Consider the following 16692-nt stretch of genomic DNA (forward strand, 5'->3'; position numbering starts at 1 on the left):
CCGTTTCCTCATGCAAACCATTCGATCAGCAGATGAAGGACATAACCGGCCAATCCCACCAAGGTAATCAGCGAGGCCAAGCACAACGTGGCCCGCAAAATTCTGACCGTGAGAATCGGATGGGGATCTTTCAGCAAAATCATGGCTAATGCCCCTATACCTTTTGTTAAAATTTCTTCCATCTGAAGTCATCCGTTCAGATAAAAAAATCCCGCACGGACGCCACATCCATGCGGGATTGCTTTTTGTCAGGTTCGCCTATTGCGGTTTCCCCGTCGTTCCTGAGCCGCCCTGCACACCGCCATGAGTGTGGTTTTGCAGGCTGATACCGTCAGCAGTAACGTCACCGCCGGACACCTTGATGTCGCCGGTAACGGCCGCGCCACTGCCGCCGGAGATAGCCATGCCGCCGGTGCCGGTGATAAGTTTTGCCACTTTTAGTGCGCCGGTGAGTTCAACCGTTGGAGCATCGATCTTCACTGAAGCCGCTTTGAGAGTCGCAGCACCGCTCACTGTTGCGGTCAGTGTGCCGCCGACGGTCGCCTCGAGCTGTTTGTCTGTGTGGACCACAATTCCATCGCGCGTGAGATGCACCTTCTGTCCTTGGTCGTCATAGAGTGCAACTTCACCGGCTTTCAATTTCGTCAGCCGATAGCGCCGGTCAGCGATACAAAAAACTATGCCGTGGCTGCGATCGCCGCTGAAGAATGCCGCAAAAGCTTCCGGCTGTTCATCGTCGAGCGGCTCAGATGTAAACCCATAAGGCTCAACATGCTCAAGATCGTCGCGTACTTCATCTGCAAGCAGCCTCACCTGCACCACGCGCATCTTTTTTGTGCCGTCTGCCGCGGATACCGTCCCGCGGGCAAGCACGTCATCCAATCTGCCCATAAAAAAACGGCCACATCTCTGCGACCGTCCTCATTCGTATATTCGTATGTGACTGGTTCAGTGCATGCGAACCCACTCACCTTTTGACGACTCGTGCCACTCTTCTTCCTGTCCGTCGCGCCCGTAGCGTTCGACAAAGACCCGATCATCTTGCACCTGTATTCGCTTGATATCTCCGTCTTTATGAGGCGTCACAATATTAGGATTCAGCTCGCTGTGATAAACGCAATTTCTGTCACTCAACAGACCGTACTTGTTGATGTATTTCTCACAGACAAACGCACCGGCAAAGCTCGTCTGAGCCATCGCAATTAAGCTTAATGCCGCAACGAATCGCCTCATTTCACACCTTTCCAAGCATTCTTAGTTACCACGTTACTTTGAGATGATACATCTCGCTTAAATGCCGACGGCAAACTAACTTCCAGAGTTGTAATCATTCCGCTCGCAGAAAGCTGAAAGATAATTTTTGTCACCAACATCAAATCGCTGCGCTTCAGAATTTCGTCTTCAACACGAATAAATTGATTAGGACGCCACAGAGTGCCGTCGCTTTGACGCCATCCTTGTATTGTGTATGACGCTTTCAAAGACACTCCACGGCGATATGCGGCTTCAAAGTTAGCTCTCGCAGCACACATCTGCCCGCCACTCTGACCAGAATCCTTCAAAACCAGAAGTCGGAAGCGGCCTACATCAGAATCTGTTGCTGTACCTTTGTCTTCCGCTGCAGATCGACCAAAGTCAGTATCAATTCCTGCGTGTTGACCAACAGCGATGTAATGCGAATAACGCTTTGAGAAATCAAATGCCGAACTGCCAGCAAGTATATTGACGCCCAATTCAAGCGCGTCCGCCGCTTGTCCGGCGCTCCCCGGCTCTGTGATCACGAGATTTCCTTGTTCGTCATCCATGACGACTAAGTTCTCTTTCGTAATCAAGCGGTTAATTGACTCAAATACCTTTTCGCCGGGATTTACTGTGTGATTTGTGAGCGTCTTACCTATGCCGACTTCATCTTTCACAGTTACACCGTAAGGCTTCGCTAAATCCGCAATGATTTGGGAAACGGACTGATTTTTCCATGAAGTTGCGGGATTCGTACTCGTCGTTGTTATCGCTGTGCCACTTTTGCCCTTTACACCAACCCAAGCGTTCTTCGATCCCGCTGCCGCATATGCGGCTGATGGAGGACAACACTCCACCAAATCGACCGTTCTCGACTTTCCTTGTATCTGCACCTTAACAGACTTCCCGTCATACTGGATTGGTGTCGAGGAGATCCATCCGGTGCAAACCAAATCATCGCCGATGTAAACCTGCACTAAATCTCCGTTTCGAAAAAAACCGAAGTCGGTACTGCCCGGGAATTTCTCTGTCACCTCCAGCGCGAACGCGCGAGATAGCTGCTCGATGCCCGTTTCGATTCTTACAGATTTCCAACCACCAAAGCGGCGGCCACCAATACGAACCTCAACTCTGTTGTCAGTCATTCACTCAAAATCCTTAACGGAGACGCGGGACAGAAGCCTTCATGACGAACCCCATTTCGGAGTGCTATTTCCGAATCGCGAGTTGCATCATCGTGATAGTCGTAGGCAAGCACCACAGCTGGAACAACATCCGTTGGCGTCACAGTGATTAAGCGCTGCTGCAAATCTGCACGTGATGTAAGTACCTCAAAGACTGCGACGTGGGCATCTTCGATCTTTTTGTACATCTCATCATTGGTCTCGAGCAGAAGCTCCGTATCGAGTGCCTCTGTAAGCACCGTACGAGTTTCAATGAGTTCATCGTAGCTCCTGACATGAACTGTCATTTCGGAAAGATCGTCCCTAGTCGTGAGCGTCGTGCCTGGCGCCGAAGAGTCTTTGTCAGAGCCCACGAGAGCGCTCACGCCGACCATCTGCGCGATAAGAAGCTGACGCGTCAGCGTTTCTACCGCCGCACGATTCTTCATCACAGTCTTCTGCACATCCGAGAGTGTCGTCCCTTCCTCAACGACCTTTCTGTAAGCTTTAGTGCCTGACGAAAGTTTGTCGTGCCCGACCAAATTTTCGAGCTGCTTCGCCACACCGCGCCACGCAGAAACAGTTGTTGCCCACCGCGAAAGTCCTAGCGCACCGACGAGCTTCGTCGCGAAGATCTTCGGATCAGTTGAAAGCAGTGACATGGCCTTCGACGCAGTCTCAGCTACTCCCTCAGCAAAATCGAAGATTTTGGAGAGTTCCGAGTTACTTATGATCCCTAGACAGTCAAGAATGTCACCCTGAAGCGCAGAGTCGATGTACTCGTTGATCGTCTTAAGATCAATTGACGTCACAAACCGATCAATAGCCGACTCTTCGACAGCATCTGCAACATCGAATGCTTCACTCTCAGCGTCCACCGAAATCGTCGGAAATTCGAGAATGCCGGCCTCTGTCGCGGTGATCACCACCGACGCAACTCCGAGTGCTGCATCAAATTTGAGCTCTGAGATAGAGGTAATCGTCACCTCCATCTCGCCCAGCCAAGGGTGTATGAGCGTGCCAGACCCAGGAGCCTCCAGCTCTGCCATTAAGGATTGAGCCTGAGCGATATAGTCATCACCAATAACGAACGCAGTGAGAGTGATCTGTCGCGTCGCTCGCCCTAAATCTTCAACAAATGGCTGATCCTTTTGAGGATATTCGTGGACCACCGTACGGCGCCCAATTTTCAAACCTGACGCAGTCACCTCAAAGGGTATACCTCTAAAGCTTGCCGGCTGAAGCTGATCAGAGAACTTACTCATCCAAAACCTCAGTATGAGTAACGGTCGGCATAACCGACGGAGCCAAGAATGTCGAGGCCGCCACTGCCTTGAGCGTCAGTGATCGCCGCCGATGCGCCGCCGGTCGCAGTTACGTCGACCGCGACGCGGCCACTCACCTGCTGCGATGCAGTTAAGTTCACTGGCTCGACCTGCTGCACGGTTGCGGACTGTGTGCTGCCCGATGTTTTCGAGTCGCTCGAGAACCAGCTCTTCACGAAGTCAGGCACGAGGGAGGCGAAGTCGAAGTTTGCGAAGAAGTCACGGATGATTCGACCAACATTTTGTACGCTTTTCTTGACACTCTCATACCAACCAGTACAAGCCTTCGCCCACGAATCTGGAAGCAAGTTGAACACGCTCTTGATGACATCATCAATACTGCGGAGCACCGCTGGAAAATCTCCGCGGAAAACTGCTTTAGCCGTTGAAAGTATCGAAGAACCTACTGCCCCAAATCGGTCGGTGAGACGATCCCATGCTGCGGCGACAAAATCGACACAGGCCTGAGCACCTTCCTTGATTGCTGGCCAGATGCGATCCCAGTTCGCGATCACAAGCCCCGCAGCAATTGCAACGGCGCTGATCACGAAGCCGACGGGGCCGAGTGCACCAGCCATAGTGACCCCGACTGTGCGGGCGATAGTCGCAAGCGTGCTGAATGTCTGAATCATCGTCATCACACTCGAGCCGAGAGCGACGACAGCCATAATCGTCTTTCCTGCCATAATCGCGCCCATCGTATACAAGACTGTATTGAACCCACCTACAGCATTGAAGGCACGAATCGCGTAATCCGCAAAAGCCAGGATCCCACTCACGATTCCTTCGAAATCAATACTCTCAAGCGATTGCGCGAAGCGCTCAGCAACTTGAGCGAACTTCTCAGAGAAAGCCTCCCGATTTGCGACGATCATGGTCTGGATACGCCCAGTCATGTGTGTGATTGTCGGCGCTAATGATGAAGCTATTGTGTTGCCCACTGAAGCCACAACAAGGTGTAAGTTTGTGAACCCCGTGCTCAGATCAGAAGCTGATTTCACTGCATCCCGACTCATTACGATGCCAAGTCGATGAGCTTCGGCACTCATATCGTCGAGCCCTGCAGCTCCAGCAGTCAGCATCGGTAAGAGCTTGCGACCGCCCTCACCGAAGACGGCCATTGCCATCGAGGCTCGCAACGTCGGATCCTCGTTTCTTTGTATTGCGTCGGCAAAGTCACGGAAAACGTCTTCAACCGAGCGCATGTTTCCGGCAGCATCTTTCATCTTGATGCCAAGAGCGTCGAAGAGCGTTGCTGCTTTCGATGTCGTGTCCATCCCCGTTGCGATTTCAGTCATGTGCTTGCCGAAATCCTTGAGCGCATCTTCAAGCGTTTCCTGAGAAGCGCCAGCCTGCACAGCCGCGTAGCCCCACTCTTGCAGGCGTTCGACACCCACTCCGACGCGCTGACTCATCTTGTCGAGTCCATCGCCTGTTGCTGTGAAACTCGAGACCGCCTGTTGCATACTAAAGCCGACAGATCCAGCTGCCGCGGCAAGAGGACCGCCGACAATACTGCCGAGGTTTTTTGCGTTCTCGGCAACGTCCATCACAGACCGATTGAAGAGTCTTAACTGCTTCTGGAGACCCGTGAATTTCGTCGACTGAATGACTTTGGCAAGTCCAACCCATCGGGCGGAGAACGCTTTGACCACTGGCGATGCAACGTCTCTGATCGCAAGAACGGCAGTCAATCTAAAGTCTTTACCCGCCATCTGTTCTCTCCATTGCGATGCGATTCCATTGAGCCACGTAAAGATCCTGTTCCGAAAAGGACATCTTCATAGTCTTCGAAGGAGCGAGCCTCCACACATACGCGAGATCAAAGCATCGTGCCAGGATGTCTTCTACTCGGCCCCTTCCCCGAAAAAACCCATCACCATCCAACACAGCACATTGAAGTCTTTGAGTGCAAGTATCTCAATTATCGAAGGCGGCAGCCCTGCGAGTTTTGAGATGTAAGCTGCGCACACAGCAGTGTTGAGATGAGGCATGCCGTCAAGATCTACTGTGTATGGCATACCAAGCTGTTTGCACATCTTTGTAGTCGGCTCCTTCAGATCGAGCTCGCTAATCTTCTCGCCAGCGTGTTCAATCGGATGCTTCAATTCGTACTTCATGCCAAATCTCCATCCAGTCCTTCAAACCGAAGGCTGATCGTTCCGTCTACAGGCTTAAAGGCTGCGTCACCTACAAGCCACGCATCACTAAGTGTGTAAACCATACCGTTTGCACATTCAGCAGTGATCGTCATGGATTCACTTTCCATGAGCGTTTCAGTAGGAAAGTCAGAAGTCACAATGAAGTCGCCTGCGATATAGGGCGTAGCGATCGTCTCCTTGAAGCCAACTGGACCACCCGTCGAAGCCATCGTCTCACGAGTGACTTTTGCCATTGGGAACTCTAGGTTCCCCTGCAGTTCGAGCTGCTGACCGTCCACTTTGAAATAGCAGGTACCTGCTAGTCGCTTACCCATTTGTTATTCCTCCGCGTACTGAAGACGGAACTGGTTGAGAAGTGCGAAAACACGCAGCTGATTTACATAGTCGGGCGGGAACAGCACATCGAGACGATTTGGATTGTCCGCATTGCGTTCGACGATGAGGTACTTCTTAAAAAGGTCCCTGTTCTCACAAATGCCTGAGGTCTCTAGACGTGCATATTCAGCTACGAGTTCGCCGCGGATCACAGACGGTGTAACTATTGCCTGACCTGCGCCGTAGCGAGTTCCGTCGCTCGCGAGCTTATGGCGCGCGTACTTCGACGTGATGATTGATTTGAGTCGGCGCAGCACGTAGGCAGACGTATGCAGCGTCTCAGAGTCGAGGTAGGACGCATCGGCGTCACCCATAGAGTTCCTCTGATACGTCGTGATCGCCCTTTCGATCTGCACCGTGCCGCTCACAGTCGTGAGCGTGGCGATGCCGTTCTCCAACAGTGTCTGGCGCTCCGTGAGAATGAACCGATTCTGCGTCGGCGAGGCCATGACGCCGGTAAGAGCTCCAGTCTGCGTCGGACGGGCCGGATCGGCCGAGATGAAGACAGCAGTGCGCGCGACGTAGGCCGCGAGCACCTCTTCAACCGCAGTCGGCATCGAAGGCTCGACGCCGACGATCGTCATGTGCTGGTCGTTGCGAGCCGCGCCGAAGGTCTTGAGCTCTTCGAGCGTACCGCGCTTCGCGGTATACACGTGGCCGTAGATTTGGCGGAAAGGAGACCAACGGCCCGATGTGTCGTTCATCTCTGTCTTGAACGCATCGAGCACGACGGCGTCCGAGTAGGGACAACCGATGAAATCGTACTGTTCGTCGCCCATAGCTTCGATTGCCTGATCAATCTCAGGATCAACCGTTCCGCCAGACATCGGCGTGATTGTCACGCTGATACCGGAAGGTGTCGCCTCGCCATTGATGAGACCACGAAGGTTGAGTGCAAGCTGAATGCCATTTCCGATCGTACCCTTCGTCCGTGCTGCAATCGTGCAGATTCCGTCAGCGGCACCTGCCGTAACCGGCAGATCCTTTGAAAGAGAGATTGAGTCTGATAGTGCAATCGCGATTTGAGCACCCGTGTCACCTTCTTTCACGGCCACCTGCAGGCGTTCGCCTCCAATGTAGAAGGAGAGCGTACCGGCCTCGAGGGCAGTTCCTGTAATCTCGACCTTGCCTGCTGCCGCACCTGCAGACTGACCATCGACTAATGGGATACACACCAGCTGACCGAAGCTGTCGACGGTACGATAGGCATCTACCATACGTGCGAGCATCGAACCGCGACCGAAGAGTTTCTTCGCCATCGCTACAGTCGAAACTGTCACCGGCACACCCTTTTCGGCCGTTCCCGACTCAAGCTTCTGACCAATCAATAAACTCTGAGAAGTATTAGTCGGCGTGTAAGCCGCAGAATTATCCATCTCAGCATAAAAAAGCGGCACTCGAATGCCGCTCGGAATGGTATTGAAAGAAATACTCATAGATCCACCTTGATATGTCCTTCGAGCCGGCCATCCGGCTGATCTTTCTGCATCGACGGATCAATGCAGTCCACATCGACATCCATGCCATCGAACGGCGACAGGGCATCGAGCTCGACCTTCTGGTAAGTGTCAGAAGTATCGATGTAGGTCTCAAAAGAAAACTCAAACTGATAGGCCGCACGTGCCGCGTCGATGTAGATGAGAACTCCGCCTTCGTAGACGATCTCACTGAACTCATCCTTGGGCTTCATGTGCCACGAAAGAATCGCTCGAAAGATCTCTGGACGCAGTACTTCAAGCCACCGACCGGCATCCTGCCCACGTTCGTCTGCACAGTTCGGCACGACTACGATCACCCCGAAGGTATTCGTAATCACCTGGTAATACCCGTTATTGGACTCCTGCGCTCCAGCATCCTCACGAAGCGGAGCAACGTAGGCAAAAGGCACGGGCGCATTCTCAGCGCGCTCAAGGCCTGCCCACTGCGCTGCGCCGCCAACCCTCTGGTGAAAGGAAGGGCAACGCTCCCGCAATGCGCTAATGATTGGATCCAGCTTCATACAATCCCCGGCTTAATGGCATTTGCTAGCGCGTTTGCCATCGTTTCATGAAATGTTCCTGAATACTGCTCGGCCGCTGCTGGAACAAAGTTCTTACGCGGCTTCGCTACCTTCTCACCGGGTCGTTTTTTGTGACGCCGCGATTGCTCCAGCGTTTCTGATCCTGGCCCACGATGCCCATAAACGACAAATGCCGGGTAATAAACCGGCATTCGCTGAGTCTTCGTCGGATAAACCGCGACGGAGTAGCCTGATCGGGACACTTTGACGCGTAGAGAGCGTTGCATTTCACCAGAGTCGCGGCCCGGAAAGTCACCAGCCTCGGAAACAGACCGTCGCGAAATCAACTTTCTGGCAAGTTTACGAACGTCATTACCTGCTTTCCGGAGTGGCTTACGCAACTCTTTCGAGTCGTAATCAATCGTTCGAAATCCAGGATCGACGCGTGTTTGAACCAACATTTGCTTTCTCCTCGACGTCAAGCACAGTGAAACGGTTGACCTCGCCAAGATCAGCAACGCGCTGCACGCGGTAGCGGATGCCGTCAACCTCAAGCTCAACCACCCCGGCGAAGTCCTGCGGGCGAGTGCGACCTTTAATGCGACGTACCGTGATGCGGTGCGTCACGCCGGAATCGACCTGCTTCGCGCCCCAGTAGATAGTCGCGCCCACGGGTTCGATCTTCCCCCAGACCTCATCCTCGTGAGCTGTCGCCTTCGAGAAGCCTAGGCGCTCATCCGGGAGATGGACGGTGAAGAAGATCTTCACGCGGCGGTTAAGCTCTCCAATCTGCGGAAGATTCATAGCCACACCCTGTAGGGATCAAGCAGCGCATTAACGAATGGCAAGGGCTTGAGCTCTCCGGCAGTTGCGGCCTGGCGCTGTTCGTAGAAGTGTGCAACCTGAACCAAGATCCACTGTCGGATGCTAGCTGGGATGTCTTCAGCATTGGTGCCGAATCCTTTGACTCCATCACGAGTGATTAGACCACGTTGAAGCTCGTGTTCAGCCATCTGCGTAGCAGCTAGCACGAGACTGCGGATGAGATCATCGTCCCCGTGCCAGTCCACGCGAAGGTGCTCCTTTGCGGCCTCGAGGCTCACTGCCCCGACGGCCGTTGAGGTGTCGATCGTCATCCGCATCTCCGTTTACTTCGTCGAGACTGGAAGTACGAGATCTCCACCACAGAGAGCTTTAGGACGCTCGACGCCAAAGCCAAGACGACGCTCTGCACGGATCGTAACCAAATTCTTCTGTACGTTATCCATGTCCTGTTCGAACATCTCGACAGTCATGCCCTGGCGCGGCCAAAGCGTGGCGGCCTGCGTGAAGTCGCCAACGAGGAACTTCTTCTGCGGGATTGCCGGCGTCGGCCAGATCGGCAGGCCCCAGAGAGCCTTCGGAGCAATTGAGGCTGGATGACCGAGATAGTAGTCGCCCGAGCTGTTCTTCTCCATCTGCAGCCGCGACCAGTCGACCGGATTCAGAAGAATCACGTTCGGGCGATAGAAGGCCTGTTCAACCTTCGTCTTCGCGTGAAGGATAAGATCAAACAGCGTCGCACTTTTCGCGGGAAGATCATCGGTCGTCGCGTCATGCGGCGTGTACTGTCCGGCGGCAAAAATGCCAAGCAAGTGATTCGTCGAGCCGTCGCCGGAAACAAGTTCGTCTTCGACGACTAGATCAACACCGTAAACAAGTCGCTGATTGATGTACGCGGCGAGCGCGGGTCCGTCAGCCATCAGCTGCTTCGAAACGCGAGCCATATGCGCGATCGTCTGGATCGTGCCCTGCTTGAGGGCGTACCCAGTCGAGCCGAAGGGCTTCTGACCACCTTCAGGGACGAAGGCCGCGCCATTTACGAGTTTCGTCTCGTCTTCCATCACGTACTCGTACGCATTGGTGGTGATCGGAATCGTCGGGAAGAGCGATTCGATTGTGAGCGGACGGTACGCACCGGCAAGAATTCCGGGGCGGCGGTAAGCCTGAACGACGCCGCCGGCCGGGGTGGTGATCGGATTCTGTGCCTCAGCCTTCGTATCAACCTGTTCGTCAAGATCAAATCGAGCACGGCCAGCACGACCAGTAACCATCGCCTTAAAGTTCTCACTTTCGACGAACATTTCACCAGCCGACTTCATACGGACGGCCTCTTGCACCTTAACGCCCTTCTGTTGCACGTCAAGCAACTGTCGCGCAAGCTTCGTCTGTTCTTCACCGAGACGCTTGAGCTCAGCTTTGTTCGATTCGGAGGTAGCTGCCATCTTTTCTTCGATGCGGTCGATGGCCTCCATGATGTCCTTCGTTTCCATTTTCGGTTCCTTGCTAGATGGATTCCTCGAGCTTCTTGAGTCGCTCGAGTAGGTCTTTGGATGCCTTCTCTTCGGCCTCAGCCTCCCGCTGATCCAAGAAAAGTTTCCGGGATTTAGCGACGATTGCCGTCGCCATCGACTTCGAGAAACCGCCTGCATCCCGCAGGAAGTTCTCTAGATTTCGAATAGAGTCAATTTCGTCGAGGTCTTCGGACCTAACATCAGTGATGCGCGCCGCATCGTCTGCGGGGTAGCTCACGATCGATATTTCGAGGAGCCGCCCGATCGACTTATACTCACGACCGCCACCATCAAGCTCTCGGCACTCAGCACCACGAGAAGAGAAGCCAACAGAAAGTCCATCGACAGTTCCATGCTTGAGAGCTGCGAGCACGGCATCAGACTGTGGATTGCCAGGCGTAAGCTCACCCTCGACGAGAAGGCCTTTTTCATCCTCGGCCGCAAACGTCCACTTGCCGATCGGCAAGTCCCACCGATGTCCGAAGAACATCTTCGGCATACCGTAGGTCTCAAGAGACTTCTTATAGGCACCGGGAAGAATCACGTCGCCATAACTATCCTTGCCGTTGAAAACAGAAGCGTAGCCACGGAACTTTCTCGTGCTCCCTTCTATCATCTTTAGCTCAACATCCTGAAGCGGGATGCTTTTGTACTGCACTGCCATCACTGCCTCACAGGTTCGCCATTTACAGGCGAATTGGCCGGTTGCACCTTTCCAAGTCGATGCAGCGGCACCAAGTTACTCTGAGCTGTGAGATCGTCACCGCCCGGAACAGGCGGGAGATTCTCCAGCTTCCGAATCTCGTTACGGCTCATCACGCCGTTTTGGGCCATCTGAGAGTAGAAAGCCGCACGTGTCTGTTGATCTGTGCGAAGGAAGGCGTCAGTCTTGAACTCGATTGTGAGTTCTGTTTGATCGACTCCGATCAACCGACGCTCAAGAGCCTGCTCGAGCTGCTTACAGAGCGGTCCAATGGTGTATGTGTGAAAACCTTTCGTGATCTGCTCGATCCCAGAGCCCCACGTGGTTACACCGCTTGCTCCTACAAGCACACTCGGTACGCCAAACCAACGGCAGATTTCCTCTACCGAAAAACGTCTCGTCTCAAGAAGCTGAGCGTCCGCCGGCGAAAGCGACATCTGCGTGTACTTCAGACCGCGATCAGCGATGATCAGGCCGCCTGTGCTCGATGTCATCTGCACCTTGAAGCGACTCATCAGATTCTTCAGCTGATTCTCGTTGAGAGCACTGTCGGTATACAACACGCCCGTCGGCTTGCTGCCTTTTCCAAAGAGTGCATTTGCGTTCTCTTGTGCATGCACAGCTTCGTTCATCGAAGCTCGCATGAACTCGAGCTTCGAGAGCCCCATGAACCCGTTGCCAATACCCTTCCAATGAATGACGTTTTCAGGCGCCCAGACCGAAATCGCGCCGTCCTGATAGTAGGTGTAGACCTCACCTCCCCCCACGACAGAAACTTCCATCTGATCTGGAGACACCGGAATGAGCGCAATGGGTTCTCCGGAACTGTCACGCTCAATACGTGCGTATGCATTTCCTCTCAGCAAACGGTTAACAGTCATCGCAGAGTAGAACTCAGATGGTGTCATCCATGCATTTGGACGCTCATGAAGGAGCATCCATAGGCGACTGCTGCGAGCCGGTACACGACCTCCACCTTCGTCTGCGTAGACAAAGAGTGGCAACGTCCCAATTGTGTTCGCCAAAAGCTCAACACACGCATACACCGCAGAAATTTGCAGTGCAACATCTGACGGAATCTCTCGCGTCTGATCAATCACCGGCGCGAGAGGTAGCGGCACCTGCATCCCTGATGCAGTCCCGAGCGGACCTCCCCAACTCGTGATCCAGTTGACCAACCGGCGAACGAACATCTAAGTCACCATGAAAAAAAGGTTTGATCGGACGACTCTACAAAGCCAGCCCATCGGTCGTTGTCATCAACGATTGCGTTGCCGAGTCCCATAATTAGTGCGACCACACCATCGATCTTCTCTTCGTAGCGCTCCTTGCGCGGGAAGATGTTGTCCTTCGCGTCAACCTTCGCAACAACGTTGCCCATCATCCAAGTGAGCACAGGGTTACCGTCGTGGCAAATACGGTGATCGAGAACAAGTGCTTCGAGTGATTTCATCGGGTCCGACATGTTCTGCACGGTATTCCGGCACTCGATCATCGGCGCATCGTCCTCTGCGAGCGATGTAGCAAGCTGTGTTGCCTGCCACGGGTCATAAACAATGGCACTGACCTCATATCGAGAGAGATCAAGTCGCAAATCCTCCTCAACCACGTTGAAGTCGGTCATCGCACCTTCTGTAACGATCAGATAACCCTCTTCAGCCCACCCCACGTACTGAGAGTTTGTGGACTGTTCAACTGCGCGACGCGGCAAATAACACTGACAGAAGACGGCGTAGGTCGTACGGCCCTCATCATCTTCGCCGGGGAAAATCAAGACCTTCGCAGTCAAGTCAGATTTCGAGCCAAGGTCAAGGCCGATAAAGCACTTACGCCCCTCGAAGTCCGTGATGGACATCTCTGGCACTTCACAGCGTTTCCACGCCTGCATATCCATCCATGCTGTTGAAGCGGAGCACCATACATTGAGATGCTTTGTTTTGAAGTTGTTCATCGCCGATGGCAGCGCTATTGCTTTCTTTTGCAGCGACAGAACCATTTCTGGCATTACTGAGACGCCCCAATTCGGGTTCGCCTTCATGAGCGCTTCCTCAGTAGTCCAATCGTCACCGTCATCAAGACCATAGATGATTCCAAACTGAGTCTCATCACTGATCTCTTTTCCTAGCACTCGTGTGACCATCATGCGCACTTCGTAGCAGATACCCGAAGTATCAAAGCCGGCAGTCGTAATGACCCAAAGCAACGAGTTCAGGCGCTTGCCTAAGGACGTTTCCACTACGTCATAGACATCACGTGTCTTGTGAGCATGCAACTCATCAATGACCGCCAAGTGAGTGTTTAAGCCGTCCAGCGTTGATCCTTCCGCACTCTTGGCTTGAAAAGTAGAGTTTGTCGATGGTACATAAAGGGCATTGGCCAAAACTTCCAAACCGAAGCGTTGGCGCAGCGGCTCGTTTTGTTTGGCCATCTGCTTCGCGTCACCGAAGACGATCTTCGCCTGATCACGCGTTGTCGCGAAACTGTAGACCTCTGCACCAGGTTCTTTATCGGCAACAAGACAATAGAGGCCCACTCCACTTGACAGACTGGATTTGCCGTTCCCCCGTGGCACTTCAATGTAGACGCGCCGAAATCGACGACCGCCATCAGCACGTCGACGCCATCCGAAACTTGTCGTCAGGATGAAGATCTGCCAAGGCTCGAGCACGATTCTTTTCCCAGCGAGCGCACCCTTAGTGTGTGTCAGGAGCTCAATGAACCGACAAACTTCGTTTCCCTTAGCTTCATTGAAAATGTAAAGACCTGAAGCTGCGAATCGCTCCAGGTCTTCTTTTTGGCGTTGACACGCAAGCTTGACCCACTCGCATGCAACGATCACTCCAGAAAGCACGCCCTCCATGTACTGGCGAGCGATACCACAGTAATTCTTAGAAACCATCGAATTCGTTCACTGGTTCATCTTTTGTCGCAATGTTCACGCGCGCGCGCGAAGAAGGCGTAAAACCGAGCTCCCTTTCGCAAGCAAGTAAGACTGTCTGAATCTGAATAAGTAGCTTTGCATCAGGATTCAATTCACGCCGCACGGTACCGTCAGTTTTCTCTGTGACGATCGTCGTGCCGTCGTGGTCAACAGCTTTAGCGAGCTTGCGATAGAGCGCGTAATTTCGCGCCCATCTTTCGAGTACGGTGAAATCGGTAACCGCCAATAGACCTTTCGGCGCATTTTCGACAGCGATCCTCCACGCCTCACGTGCTTCCTTCGTCAAACATTTCGGTGGTTGAGAAGAAAGTTCCGTGTTCGTTTTGGCTTGCACTTCTAGTGAACGACACGGCTGAAAAGTTCCGAGCGCTTTTTTCTCGGCGTCCGGTTTCCTCGGTCGTCCCATAGCTGAAACCTATCGATTTTGCATGCGTAAAAATTTAGGTAGGGGCGCGGTCTACAATCAAATGTGTTGAAACTTTTGACCCGCCCCTCCCCTGACTTGGAGAAAAGCATGGTTCTCGACCGCCAATACCAAAATGAACTTCTCAATTTCCTTTTGCAGGATTACCCCGAATACGAACATGCCCATGAGCATTGCCAGAAGCTATACATGACCGACGGTCCAAAGTACATCGGGAACGTTGACTACCTTCAGCAACATGGTCTGCTAAGAGACGGAGTCCTATTAAGTCACGGCGTGGATGGCACAACTTCTGTTGGTGTTATTCCCTTCCCGAAAATCACAGAAAAGGGAATAGATTTCGTAGCGCAGGACGGTGGCCTAAGCGCCATCCTGAATGTTCAGACCGTCAAAATCCACCCAGACACGATTAAGGCATTGGTTGAGGCGCGCCTGCTTTCTTCTTCTCTCGATCCCCAACAAAAAACTTCCTTGGTCGATCAACTGAAGAAGCTTCCAGAAGAGTCCGCCAAACGCCTACTAGACAAACTTTTGGATATGGGAATCCAGGCAACGCTGTCTTCTGCATCTGGTCTTTTTGGACTTCTGTAAATATCCGGATGAGCTGATTGCCACTCACGAGGGCAACTCCGGTTTCCGTAAAGACGACATCATGCCCGGCGATGGAAGCTATAAAGCCATTGCCGGGCATGTCGGTCCATACCTCCATCACCGTGTGGCCGGCTTTGACCATGAATTGGATGCACTGCGGCGTTACCAGCTGAATCATTCCTTCCTCTCATTCCCAAAGCCTCCATCCTCAGAAGCCGTCTTTCGCGAGTGACAAGCGTGGCAGAGGGCTTGCAGGTTTTCCTCATCAAAGAGAAGGATCGGATCGCCACGGTGTGGCTTGATGTGATCGATATCCGTTGCAATTGTGAGGCGCCCTTGCTTCATGCACTGCTCGCAGAAAGGGTGCTGCGCAATAAAGCGATTACGAAGCTTCTGCCATCGATAGCCATACCCCCGTTTTGCAGAAGAACCCTTAAAAGCGGTCCTACGCGCCTCTCGAGCTTTACGAGCTGCAGCGGCATGCTTTTCAGCATCGCTTTTATGCTGTCCACAAAAATCAACACCACGCGGTACAGAGCGCCGACAACCGGGGTGTTTGCAAAACGTCATGAGAGGCATTACATGGAAGGCATCAAAGATTTAGCCAAAACCCAAATAGCAAAAAGCCCGCACTCAATCTCAATCGAGCCGGGCTTTCTTCTACTTTCTCTGGGCGCAAAAAGACCGCTCCTCCAGAGCAAGTCTTTCGCGTCTGAGACGGTATATAAATTTTGAGCAATTATAGAGGACGATGCAGAATTTTTTCAAGTCGGTTGCGAATGACCGTGCGTCCACGTGTAAGAAAGTTATCCACGTCACGATAGCGCATGCGTAGTTTGAAATGGCGCCATATCAAGGACAGCATATGCTCTCGGGAGACTGGGTATGCATAGAGCGCAGCTATGAGCGCCTTAATGCACCTGTCAGAATGCGTAGTGCACGGCATTCCTTGCCAGGCACGATTGACTTGAACTGCCTTAGCGATATCAACGGGAGAGTCACTTTCGAAAATGCCGCTCATAGCACCGGCCTCAGCCATTAGGCGAGCCATAGGGGATCTTCCAGGACCTCTGCTTTCTCGACTCCATCTCCCCCAGTTGACTAAATAGTCTTCAAGTTCGTCGTCAGTCATTCTTCCTCCCAGTCAATTGCGATCACAATCGTTCCCGGCTTCTTAGGATTCAGCCATACCTGTTCTCGATGGTGGAAAAGACAATCGTCAAATCCAAGTGCATCGGCGATTCCGTCGTAGAACGACTTGCAACGTTCAACCATGTTCGACTCGTCACGGCGCCGGCGATCGGGAGGTTGAATGATCAGCTGCACGTTCAGCCGAGTTCCGCTCTTGAGCGTTGCAGGTTGTCCCATGAGCTCCTGTTTAGCTTTGACGAATGCTTCCTGCCGCGCAGCCTTCACTAAAGCCGCTTTTGCCGACCA

Annotated in this window: 22 protein-coding genes; 2 read left to right on the top strand and 20 right to left on the bottom strand. The window is 53.0% G+C overall.

Features of this window, described 5'->3' with window-relative positions:
- Nucleotides 1-8: 8 nt before the first annotated feature.
- The 18 genes from DES29_RS12440 to DES29_RS03700 all read right to left on the bottom strand — a co-directional run bounded on the left by DES29_RS12440 (nucleotide 9) and on the right by DES29_RS03700 (nucleotide 14646).
- Nucleotides 9-182: a hypothetical protein gene (locus DES29_RS12440; protein WP_165649441.1), complete on the bottom strand. Its 174-nt coding sequence runs from the start codon at nucleotides 180-182 to the stop codon at nucleotides 9-11.
- Between the two features lie 76 nt (nucleotides 183-258).
- Entirely contained in the window at nucleotides 259-891 is a 633-nt protein-coding gene (locus tag DES29_RS03620) for a phage baseplate assembly protein V (protein WP_113854460.1), read from the bottom strand.
- Nucleotides 892-948: 57 nt separating this feature from the next.
- Complete coding sequence (locus tag DES29_RS03625; RefSeq protein ID WP_113854461.1) at nucleotides 949-1233, bottom strand: hypothetical protein; 285 nt, start codon at nucleotides 1231-1233, stop codon at nucleotides 949-951.
- Nucleotides 1230-2384 (bottom strand): phage baseplate assembly protein, encoded by a 1155-nt coding sequence (locus tag DES29_RS03630; protein ID WP_113854462.1) that lies wholly within the window; start codon nucleotides 2382-2384, stop codon nucleotides 1230-1232. The genes DES29_RS03625 and DES29_RS03630 overlap by 4 nt, the downstream gene beginning before the upstream one ends.
- On the bottom strand, nucleotides 2381-3667 hold the full coding sequence (locus DES29_RS03635) for a DNA circularization protein (RefSeq protein WP_113854463.1): 1287 nt from the start codon (nucleotides 3665-3667) through the stop codon (nucleotides 2381-2383). The genes DES29_RS03630 and DES29_RS03635 overlap by 4 nt, the downstream gene beginning before the upstream one ends.
- Nucleotides 3668-3675: 8 nt before the next feature.
- Nucleotides 3676-5277 (bottom strand): phage tail tape measure protein, encoded by a 1602-nt coding sequence (locus tag DES29_RS03640; protein WP_165659721.1) that lies wholly within the window; start codon nucleotides 5275-5277, stop codon nucleotides 3676-3678.
- 297 nt (nucleotides 5278-5574) lie between these two features.
- Entirely contained in the window at nucleotides 5575-5847 is a 273-nt protein-coding gene (locus DES29_RS03645; RefSeq protein ID WP_113854465.1) for a phage tail assembly protein, read from the bottom strand.
- Entirely contained in the window at nucleotides 5844-6203 is a 360-nt protein-coding gene (locus DES29_RS03650) for a phage tail tube protein (protein ID WP_005431810.1), read from the bottom strand. Before DES29_RS03650 ends, DES29_RS03645 begins: the two co-directional genes overlap by 4 nt.
- A gap of 3 nt (nucleotides 6204-6206) precedes the next feature.
- Nucleotides 6207-7700, bottom strand: coding sequence for a phage tail sheath subtilisin-like domain-containing protein (locus tag DES29_RS03655; protein WP_113854466.1), 1494 nt, complete (start codon nucleotides 7698-7700; stop codon nucleotides 6207-6209).
- Nucleotides 7697-8263, bottom strand: coding sequence for a phage tail terminator protein (locus DES29_RS03660; protein ID WP_005431818.1), 567 nt, complete (start codon nucleotides 8261-8263; stop codon nucleotides 7697-7699). The genes DES29_RS03655 and DES29_RS03660 overlap by 4 nt, the downstream gene beginning before the upstream one ends.
- The gene (locus DES29_RS12340) at nucleotides 8260-8724 is read right to left on the bottom strand and encodes a hypothetical protein (RefSeq protein ID WP_147145851.1); all 465 of its coding nucleotides are present in this window, start codon (nucleotides 8722-8724) and stop codon (nucleotides 8260-8262) included. The genes DES29_RS03660 and DES29_RS12340 overlap by 4 nt, the downstream gene beginning before the upstream one ends.
- Nucleotides 8681-9067 carry a head-tail adaptor protein gene (locus tag DES29_RS03670; protein WP_113854467.1) on the bottom strand — a complete coding sequence of 129 codons (387 nt, stop codon included), beginning with the start codon at nucleotides 9065-9067 and terminating at the stop codon, nucleotides 8681-8683. Before DES29_RS03670 ends, DES29_RS12340 begins: the two co-directional genes overlap by 44 nt.
- Nucleotides 9064-9399: a head-tail connector protein gene (locus DES29_RS03675; RefSeq protein ID WP_165659723.1), complete on the bottom strand. Its 336-nt coding sequence runs from the start codon at nucleotides 9397-9399 to the stop codon at nucleotides 9064-9066. The genes DES29_RS03670 and DES29_RS03675 overlap by 4 nt, the downstream gene beginning before the upstream one ends.
- Nucleotides 9400-9411: 12 nt before the next feature.
- On the bottom strand, nucleotides 9412-10575 hold the full coding sequence (locus tag DES29_RS03680) for a phage major capsid protein (protein WP_170126112.1): 1164 nt from the start codon (nucleotides 10573-10575) through the stop codon (nucleotides 9412-9414).
- Between the two features lie 13 nt (nucleotides 10576-10588).
- On the bottom strand, nucleotides 10589-11260 hold the full coding sequence (locus DES29_RS03685) for an HK97 family phage prohead protease (RefSeq protein ID WP_113854470.1): 672 nt from the start codon (nucleotides 11258-11260) through the stop codon (nucleotides 10589-10591).
- Nucleotides 11260-12492 carry a phage portal protein gene (locus tag DES29_RS03690; RefSeq protein WP_005431827.1) on the bottom strand — a complete coding sequence of 411 codons (1233 nt, stop codon included), beginning with the start codon at nucleotides 12490-12492 and terminating at the stop codon, nucleotides 11260-11262. The genes DES29_RS03685 and DES29_RS03690 overlap by 1 nt, the downstream gene beginning before the upstream one ends.
- 5 nt (nucleotides 12493-12497) lie before the next feature.
- Nucleotides 12498-14198 carry a terminase large subunit gene (locus DES29_RS03695; RefSeq protein WP_113854471.1) on the bottom strand — a complete coding sequence of 567 codons (1701 nt, stop codon included), beginning with the start codon at nucleotides 14196-14198 and terminating at the stop codon, nucleotides 12498-12500.
- On the bottom strand, nucleotides 14188-14646 hold the full coding sequence (locus DES29_RS03700) for a phage terminase small subunit P27 family (protein ID WP_113854472.1): 459 nt from the start codon (nucleotides 14644-14646) through the stop codon (nucleotides 14188-14190). The genes DES29_RS03695 and DES29_RS03700 overlap by 11 nt, the downstream gene beginning before the upstream one ends.
- Nucleotides 14647-14754: 108 nt before the next feature.
- On the opposite strand from DES29_RS03700, the gene DES29_RS03705 reads away from it, so the two are divergent.
- Both DES29_RS03705 and DES29_RS12445 read left to right on the top strand, forming a co-directional pair.
- Nucleotides 14755-15255 (top strand): F0F1 ATP synthase subunit epsilon, encoded by a 501-nt coding sequence (locus tag DES29_RS03705; protein WP_113854473.1) that lies wholly within the window; start codon nucleotides 14755-14757, stop codon nucleotides 15253-15255.
- A complete protein-coding gene (locus tag DES29_RS12445; protein ID WP_165649589.1) occupies nucleotides 15242-15487 on the top strand; it encodes a hypothetical protein in 246 nt (81 codons plus the stop codon). The genes DES29_RS03705 and DES29_RS12445 overlap by 14 nt, the downstream gene beginning before the upstream one ends.
- Here DES29_RS12445 and DES29_RS12705 read toward each other — a convergent pair.
- Nucleotides 15430-15834 (bottom strand): HNH endonuclease, encoded by a 405-nt coding sequence (locus tag DES29_RS12705; RefSeq protein WP_113854474.1) that lies wholly within the window; start codon nucleotides 15832-15834, stop codon nucleotides 15430-15432. The two genes, DES29_RS12445 and DES29_RS12705, sit on opposite strands and share 58 nt — an antisense overlap.
- 549 nt (nucleotides 15835-16383) lie before the next feature.
- The coding region (locus tag DES29_RS12450; RefSeq protein ID WP_113854476.1) for a hypothetical protein at nucleotides 16384-16692 on the bottom strand (309 nt) is incomplete at its 5' end.

Source organism: Sutterella wadsworthensis (genome assembly GCF_003315195.1).
GTDB classification, from domain to species: domain Bacteria; phylum Pseudomonadota; class Gammaproteobacteria; order Burkholderiales; family Burkholderiaceae_F; genus Sutterella; species Sutterella wadsworthensis.

Coding starts and splice junctions, on each gene's coding strand:
- DES29_RS03680 (WP_170126112.1), bottom strand. CDS start 10,575: ATGGAAACGAAGGACATCATGGAGGCCATCGACCGCATCGAAGAAAAG.
- DES29_RS03690 (WP_005431827.1), bottom strand. CDS start 12,492: ATGTTCGTTCGCCGGTTGGTCAACTGGATCACGAGTTGGGGAGGTCCG.
- DES29_RS03655 (WP_113854466.1), bottom strand. CDS start 7,700: ATGAGTATTTCTTTCAATACCATTCCGAGCGGCATTCGAGTGCCGCTT.
- DES29_RS12440 (WP_165649441.1), bottom strand. CDS start 182: ATGGAAGAAATTTTAACAAAAGGTATAGGGGCATTAGCCATGATTTTG.
- DES29_RS03630 (WP_113854462.1), bottom strand. CDS start 2,384: ATGACTGACAACAGAGTTGAGGTTCGTATTGGTGGCCGCCGCTTTGGT.
- DES29_RS03640 (WP_165659721.1), bottom strand. CDS start 5,277: ATGGACGTTGCCGAGAACGCAAAAAACCTCGGCAGTATTGTCGGCGGT.
- DES29_RS03705 (WP_113854473.1), top strand. CDS start 14,755: ATGGTTCTCGACCGCCAATACCAAAATGAACTTCTCAATTTCCTTTTG.
- DES29_RS03660 (WP_005431818.1), bottom strand. CDS start 8,263: ATGAAGCTGGATCCAATCATTAGCGCATTGCGGGAGCGTTGCCCTTCC.
- DES29_RS03645 (WP_113854465.1), bottom strand. CDS start 5,847: ATGAAGTACGAATTGAAGCATCCGATTGAACACGCTGGCGAGAAGATT.
- DES29_RS03625 (WP_113854461.1), bottom strand. CDS start 1,233: ATGAGGCGATTCGTTGCGGCATTAAGCTTAATTGCGATGGCTCAGACG.
- DES29_RS03650 (WP_005431810.1), bottom strand. CDS start 6,203: ATGGGTAAGCGACTAGCAGGTACCTGCTATTTCAAAGTGGACGGTCAG.
- DES29_RS03670 (WP_113854467.1), bottom strand. CDS start 9,067: ATGAATCTTCCGCAGATTGGAGAGCTTAACCGCCGCGTGAAGATCTTC.
- DES29_RS03620 (WP_113854460.1), bottom strand. CDS start 891: ATGGGCAGATTGGATGACGTGCTTGCCCGCGGGACGGTATCCGCGGCA.
- DES29_RS03695 (WP_113854471.1), bottom strand. CDS start 14,198: ATGGTTTCTAAGAATTACTGTGGTATCGCTCGCCAGTACATGGAGGGC.
- DES29_RS03635 (WP_113854463.1), bottom strand. CDS start 3,667: ATGAGTAAGTTCTCTGATCAGCTTCAGCCGGCAAGCTTTAGAGGTATA.
- DES29_RS12705 (WP_113854474.1), bottom strand. CDS start 15,834: ATGCCTCTCATGACGTTTTGCAAACACCCCGGTTGTCGGCGCTCTGTA.
- DES29_RS03675 (WP_165659723.1), bottom strand. CDS start 9,399: ATGACGATCGACACCTCAACGGCCGTCGGGGCAGTGAGCCTCGAGGCC.
- DES29_RS12340 (WP_147145851.1), bottom strand. CDS start 8,724: ATGTTGGTTCAAACACGCGTCGATCCTGGATTTCGAACGATTGATTAC.
- DES29_RS03700 (WP_113854472.1), bottom strand. CDS start 14,646: ATGGGACGACCGAGGAAACCGGACGCCGAGAAAAAAGCGCTCGGAACT.
- DES29_RS03685 (WP_113854470.1), bottom strand. CDS start 11,260: ATGGCAGTGCAGTACAAAAGCATCCCGCTTCAGGATGTTGAGCTAAAG.